The following is a 6,201-nucleotide window of genomic DNA, read 5'->3' on the forward strand; positions in this document are numbered from 1 at the left end:
TTGAGTGTCACTCTTTGGCGCCCAGCGTGTGCTTTTGCGACCGGAAAGCGCTGAACAAGTGGCCCCCGGGCATCCAGAAATCGCCGTAGTTGACTTGGGCGTCTTCGTGCTCACGCTTGTGATGCCAGCGATGGGCTTCAGCCACCCCGATCAACAATCCCAACGGCCCGACCCGGTATCCCAGATTGGAGTGCTGGAAGGCCAGATGCACGACCAAGAAGCCGAGCCATGCGCCGACGGCCAACCACAGCTTGGAACGCCGCTACTGGCTCAACGGGGAGTGGAAAGGCCGCCCGCCCTCTAGCAAGGCGGCACAAGCGAGCGCGACGATCACTGTGAGTAGCTCCGTCGGAAAAGACGGCCGGCCGGTCGCGAGCTCGCCGAAGAGCACAACCGCAGTGGCGCCACGGATCAGTGGATAGCAGCCATACCGGATGACAGTCGCAATGAAGGGGGCGCATTGGTGCTCATCTGTTCTGTCCTAAAGCTCTGACTGGATTGGAAAACCTTCTAGCTACGGTAGAGTCAAGGGCGTCCGGGAAGACCCTGTGGCAAGTTCGTTGCATCTGCGCCTTGACTCTCCAGCCGCTACAGGCTTCAGCATCCATCGATTTGGAAGGAACAATGCATGGCTGAAAACCACAGAAATCACGAAAACGACGAGTTGGGCCGCCTAGATGCGAGCGATGCGAAGGACCGAAAGATTCTTCTGACTGTGTTGCTGATCAACCTGACGCAGTCCGCCGCCGGCATTGCCCTTGGCATCTGGGCTGGCTCTACGGCGCTGATGGGCGCCGGGTTGGACAACCTCGCCGATGCGTCGGTCTATGCGGTTAGCCTGTATGCCGTCGGTCGTGCGGCAACGGTCAAGGTGGGCGCGGCCCGCTTGTCGGGTTTCTTGCTAATCGGCCTGGCCGCGCTGCTGCTGTTGGAAGTCCTACGCCGCTTCGCTGGAGGGGAAGAGCCTGTCGGCCCAGCCATGATGGCCATGGCCGCGCTGAACGCGGCTTTGAACCTAGTGTGCCTCAGACTACTGCGCCGCCATCGCGGGGAAGATGTGAACTTCAAGGCGTCAGCGATCTTTACCAGCAACGACTCCATCGTCAATGGTGCGATTGTGCTGTCCGGGGTGCTGGTGATGGGGTTCGGGTCGAACATCCCGGATCTGGTGCTGGGCGTCATCGTGGCCGCAATCGCAGCGAATGGGGGGCGGGAAATCCTGCGCGAAGCATCGGAAACAGCTCGCCGTAAGGCGGGCACATAAGGCATGTTTTCGCCCAGTTCATCCCGAGGTTTACCTCTGCAAAAGAGGTAGTCCAGCCTTTGGGCTACGGCCTCGGCTGCAGCCGAGCGTACCATTGGCGATGGCCGCGCGATAGGCGGGCATGCCGTTCTCGACCTCCGTCTGCCGTACAGCAGCGGTGCGCAAGGTTGAGGGTGCATGTCGTCTCTCCTGTTCGTGTGGCCCAGGCCAATGGCCGGGCCGGGACGTTGATGGGCAGGAGAATGGCGCCGAAGGCCCAACGGCCTTCGGCTCGGGAGAAAAGAGGAACCACCCGTGGGCTGATTGGCAGGCCCGGTCGTCGCTAGAACCGTCTGCTCATCAAGCAATCACACCCGGCCCATGTCGTGGCTGGGGCCGGCATCGTCTGGCGCACATCCGCGCACAAAGGGAGCCCGTTTTTGCACCGGCGGGCACCGGCACCGATTACCGCTGACCACGAAGGGTCTCCCGGTGGCTCGTGCAGCCTGGCAAGCCACCGGGAGACCCTTCGCAGAGGGCGGAAGAAACGCAGATCAACAGAACGCGCGTGGTGCGGCTCGCAGAGAAGCTACCTTCAGGTCCCGCGGCCGGGGACGGCTGGGCGGGACGCGCACACGGATCAAGAAGGCGTTGCGCGCTGGGCGTCCCGCAGGGCATGCGGCGGAGTGCGGGACAGGGGCCACGCCGCCGAAGGCGGGCACGGCTCACGGGGAACGGGGGCGGTCAGGAGCCTTTGCGGCCGCTACGGCGCGGGCGCGAGGCGCCGCGCTTGGAGCTGCCGGATTCGACTGGCAGCGTGCCTTTGCAGTCCGGGTAGCGGCTGCACGACCAGAACGGGCCGCTCTTGCCGCTGCGCTGGCGCGTGGGTGCGCCGCACTGCGGGCATGCCGGCCCTTGGGGAACCTTGATGGACAGGGAGGCGCTGCCGTACTGCGCAATCAACTGCGAAATCCACGCGGCCTGCTTGCCGATGAACACGTCCAGGGTGAGCTGTCCGGCCTCGATCATGTCGAGCGCCTGTTCCCAGACGGCGGTGGTGCCAGGGTCGGCAATCGCCGCAGGCACGGCATCGATCAAAGTGAAAGCCGCATCCGAGGCGCGGATGGCGCGCCCCTTCTTCACGAGGTAGCCGCGAGCGATCAGGCCGCCGATGATGTTGGCCCGCGTCGCTTCGGTGCCGATGCCAACCGTATCCTTGAGCTTCTGCTTCAGGCGGGGATCGGACACCAGCTTGGCGACGCCTTTCATGGACTTGACCAACTCGCCTTGCGTGTACGGTTTGGGCGGCAGCGTCTTGAGTGCCTTGAGATCGACGTCGGCCACCTGGCATGCCAGGCCCTCATACAGTTTCGGCAGCGCGGGCAGCACCTGGGCGCGGACCGCAGTATCGCCCTCGCCATCACCGTCTTCGGCCTGCGGCTCGGCGAGCACCTGGCGCCAACCCGGGATGACAACCTGCTTGCCCGTGGCCGCCAGGTTCTGCCCCCCGCACGAAAACTTGGCCACAGTGCGGTCGAACTCGTGGTGAGGGAGGAACTGCGCCAGGTAATGCGACCGGATGAGCCTGTACACGGCCAGTTCCTTCTCGCTCATGGCGGAGAGCTTCGCCGGTTCGAGCGTCGGGATGATGCCGTGGTGCGCCGTGACCTTGCCATCGTTCCAGGCGCGCGAGCGCTGCGAGCGGTCGAGCTGGCCCATGATCGAGCGCAGCGAGGGATCGGTCTTGAGCAGGCTGTCGAGAACGGTGGGCACTTCGGCAAACATGCTCTCGGGCAGGTAGCCGGAGTCCGAGCGGGGGTACGTCGTGGCCTTGTGCGTCTCGTACAGGGCTTGGGCAATCTCCAAGGTTTCCTGCACGTCCAGCCCAAGCTGCTTGGAACACACTTCCTGCAAGGTGCCCAGGTCGAACGGCAGCGGCGGGCCTTCGCGGACACGCTCAGTCTCCACCGACACGACGTGGGCACTGCCCGCAGCGCGGATCTGCTGCATGGTCTGCTGTGCGACCGGCTGCCGCAGGCAGCGGCCTGCGTCGTCGGTGCACGCATCGGGTGGAACCCATTGCGCGGCGAAAGTCGAACCGCCTGCGAACAGGGACACGGCGATGGCCCAGTATGGTACGGACACGAAGCGCGCGATCTCGCGGTCGCGGTCCACAACGAGCTTGAGCGTCGGGGTCTGTACGCGGCCGACCGACAGCACGCCGTCGTAACCCGCCTGTCGCCCCAGCACCGTGAACAGCCGGCTCAGGTTCATGCCCACGAGCCAATCCGCACGGGAGCGCGCCAGCGCCGAGTGGTACATCGAAAGCGTCTCGGCCGAAGGCCGCAGCTTGCCCAGTGCCGCCCGAATGGACGCATCGTTGAGCGCCGACAGCCACAGGCGTTCGATGGGGCCGCGGTAGCCGCAAAGCTCCACGATCTCGCGGGCGATCAATTCGCCCTCGCGGTCGGCATCGGTGGCGATAACCAGGTGAGTCGCCTTCGCCAAGAGCGCCTTGACGACCTTGAATTGCGTGGCGGTCTTCGGTTTGACCTCGACCCGCCAGTGCTGGGGAATGATGGGCAACTGCTCAACGGACCATCGTTTGAGCTGCTCGTCGTAGGCCTCGGGCGGCGCCGCCTCCACGAGATGGCCGATGCACCAGGTGACCGTGACGCCGGAACCGTTGAGGCAGCCTTCACCGCGCTGCGTGGCGCCGAGAATCCGGCCAATGTCTTTGCCCTGGGAGGGCTTCTCGCACAAGAACAGCCGCATATCCGTCCATCCCGATTCCTGTTGTTCATGGAGTTGCTGGGATCGAGGATGCCGAGCGCAGCCCCTGGCAGCAGCAAACAAGCCGCATGCGGCAGCGACCGCTTTCACGCCGATGAAATGGCGAGTGCGGGGAAGGTGCGTGGCCGGAAGTGTGCGGGCCGAGAGCCGCGATTTCCGGGAGCGCGCGTGGAACTCGGTGGACGTTGGTGGAGCTATCCCCTGGGGATAATTCGCAGCGCATGGAGGGCGGCGAAGCACTGCGGCAGCCGCCCTCCATGCCCGATCACTTCCTGCGCTTGGTCTCTTTCGGCGCCGTCGATTCCTGGGTGGCCTGGGGCTTCGGCTCTGCCTCCTGTGGCTTCGGGCTGAGGGCCACAGACTCGATGCGGTACGGCAGGATGCCGACACTGCGCGCGTTGACCTGCCAAGTCTCACGCGGCTGATCTTCGTTGTCCGTCCAGGGGTCGCGCTCCATGCGGCCGACGACCAGCACCCGCATGCCCTTCTGGTAGAGCTGCTGCCAGCGGTCGGCGTCGTGGTGCCAGAGTTCCACCGGCGCCCAGAAGCCGCCGCGGTCCTCGAACTCGCCGCCCTTGGTGGGGACGGGGTTGTCGAAGTACACGTTCAGCCGGAGCAACCGGCGAGGATCGTCGTTGCCATTGGGGAATTCGCGGTACTCGGGAGGCGATCCGATGTTGCCCTCGCCGATGAATTGTGTGCTCATGTTGGAATCTCCGTGGTGGTTGAAATACCCGTGCCTCGTTGGGCTCGGGCGCGTGCTCGGATGGCAGGCGCAATCACCGATCGCGCACTGCGGCAGGAACGGACGCGAGCCGGCGCAGGTAGGTGTTGTCCGCCTGCGCGGCCTTGCTGGCGCATTCCTGTGCTTGCCTGCCCAGGGTGTGCAGCAGGCTGATCTGCATGTTCAGCATGACGCGCTGCAGTTCGATCTCGTGCAGGTCGTGCAGCAGGTTGACCGGCGTGCTGGGGCTCGCCATCAGCTCCTGCCACAACGCCACGCCCATGGCCGATCGATCGTGCTTGCGCCAGCGAAGAAAGGTCGTGCCTGCGCCAGTGGTCTGCTGGGCCAGCTCGACGGGAAGCAGGTGGAAGGGATGCCCGCACGCCTGTGGCAGCACCTGTCGCTGCGCCAGGGCAATCAACTCGTCGCGCATGGCGAAGCACTGGCTGGCCCAGGCCTCGAAGTCCCCTTTACCTTTAAAAGGCTTTAAAAGGCCTTTTAGAGAGGCCGCGTGTTCCAGCCGCATGAAGGCTGGCTGTTCCAGACGACGGAAGTAGCGCGGTTCGCGGTTCGGGTCGCTCATGCCGGTTCGTCCTCGCCGGCGGCTGTGGACTTGGCCTCGGCCGAATCGGCGGCAGCGCCTTCGTCGGTGGGAGATGCGGCTGCGGCAGCGCTATCACCACGCTGTTGCAGACCACGGCGCACGACGGGCGGCGCAAACTTCGAGCGGCGCATGCCTTCGAGCACGTCCTGCGGCAGTTCGCCGAACTTCTCCAATGCTGCCCGAGCTGCGGCGTTCTTGGCCGCGAAGTCGTCGCGGGTGCAGCCCGAGTAGCGGTATTGCTGGGCCAGGCTGAACAGGCTGCGCAGCGCGTGGGCACCTTCGTTGAGCCAGCGCTCCAACGTCGAGCGATCGATCAGCGCGGTGTGGTGGGCGAGGATCAGCTTGCGCGCGATGTCGTCGTAGTCGGCCAGGAGATAGACGGCGGCAAAGCCCAACTGCGCATTGACGAACAGCGGAAGCTTGACGGGCTGCACGTTGAGGTTCTCGCCCAGGGTCAACGCGGCGGGCACGCCGGCCAGGGCCTGGTCCACCTGGTCGCGCAGCGTCTGCAGCGTGGTCCTGGTCTGGTCGAGCTTGTCTTCGATGCGAAGCATCCACCAGTCGCTGTATGGGTCGTCCTGCTCCGAGCCGCGCTTCATCTTGTTCATGACGGCGATGTAGCCGTTCAGGCCGACGATGCCCGGTCGCCCCTCGGCGGCGGCGCGGCCATGCCAGATGCGCGAGGCGTGGTGGGTGTGCAGCGTCAGCGACATCGCGCTGCGCAGGGAGCCGAGGTTGAGTTGCAATGGTTCGTTGCTGGTTGCCATGGTGATCGCTCGCTGGTGGACAGGGAGCCGCCAGCATCCGCATGCAGCGAATTCTGTTGAAAAACTCGGT

General features: G+C 65.0%; 6 protein-coding genes. 1 reads left to right on the forward strand and 5 read right to left on the reverse strand.

All coding sequences use genetic code 11. The annotated features are described in order from the left end of the window. Nucleotides 1-7: 7 nt before the first annotated feature. A complete protein-coding gene (locus EIP75_RS24675; RefSeq protein ID WP_003098970.1) occupies nt 8-244 on the reverse strand; it encodes a sterol desaturase family protein in 237 nt (78 codons plus the stop codon). Nucleotides 245-628: 384 nt separating this feature from the next. Here EIP75_RS24675 and EIP75_RS19940 point away from each other — a divergent pair, with 384 nt between their 5' ends. Continuing rightward, a complete protein-coding gene (locus EIP75_RS19940) occupies nt 629-1,264 on the forward strand; it encodes a cation efflux transmembrane domain-containing protein (protein WP_003098972.1) in 636 nt (211 codons plus the stop codon). A gap of 723 nt (nt 1,265-1,987) precedes the next feature. Here the strand turns inward: EIP75_RS19940 and EIP75_RS19945 are convergent. The 4 genes from EIP75_RS19945 to EIP75_RS19960 form a co-directional block, all read right to left on the reverse strand. Next, complete coding sequence (locus EIP75_RS19945) at nt 1,988-4,018, reverse strand: DNA topoisomerase III (RefSeq protein ID WP_003116834.1); 2,031 nt, start codon at nt 4,016-4,018, stop codon at nt 1,988-1,990. 283 nt (nt 4,019-4,301) lie between these two features. Next, on the reverse strand, nt 4,302-4,742 hold the full coding sequence (locus EIP75_RS19950) for a single-stranded DNA-binding protein (RefSeq protein WP_003098976.1): 441 nt from the start codon (nt 4,740-4,742) through the stop codon (nt 4,302-4,304). A gap of 73 nt (nt 4,743-4,815) precedes the next feature. Beyond that, nucleotides 4,816-5,343: a DUF3158 family protein gene (locus tag EIP75_RS19955; RefSeq protein ID WP_003098978.1), complete on the reverse strand. Its 528-nt coding sequence runs from the start codon at nt 5,341-5,343 to the stop codon at nt 4,816-4,818. Next, entirely contained in the window at nt 5,340-6,131 is a 792-nt protein-coding gene (locus EIP75_RS19960) for a PFL_4669 family integrating conjugative element protein (protein ID WP_003098981.1), read from the reverse strand. Before EIP75_RS19960 ends, EIP75_RS19955 begins: the two co-directional genes overlap by 4 nt. Nucleotides 6,132-6,201 lie beyond the last annotated feature (70 nt).

The organism is Aquabacterium soli, assembly GCF_003933735.1.
Classification (GTDB): Bacteria; Pseudomonadota; Gammaproteobacteria; order Burkholderiales; family Burkholderiaceae_C; genus Aquabacterium; species Aquabacterium soli.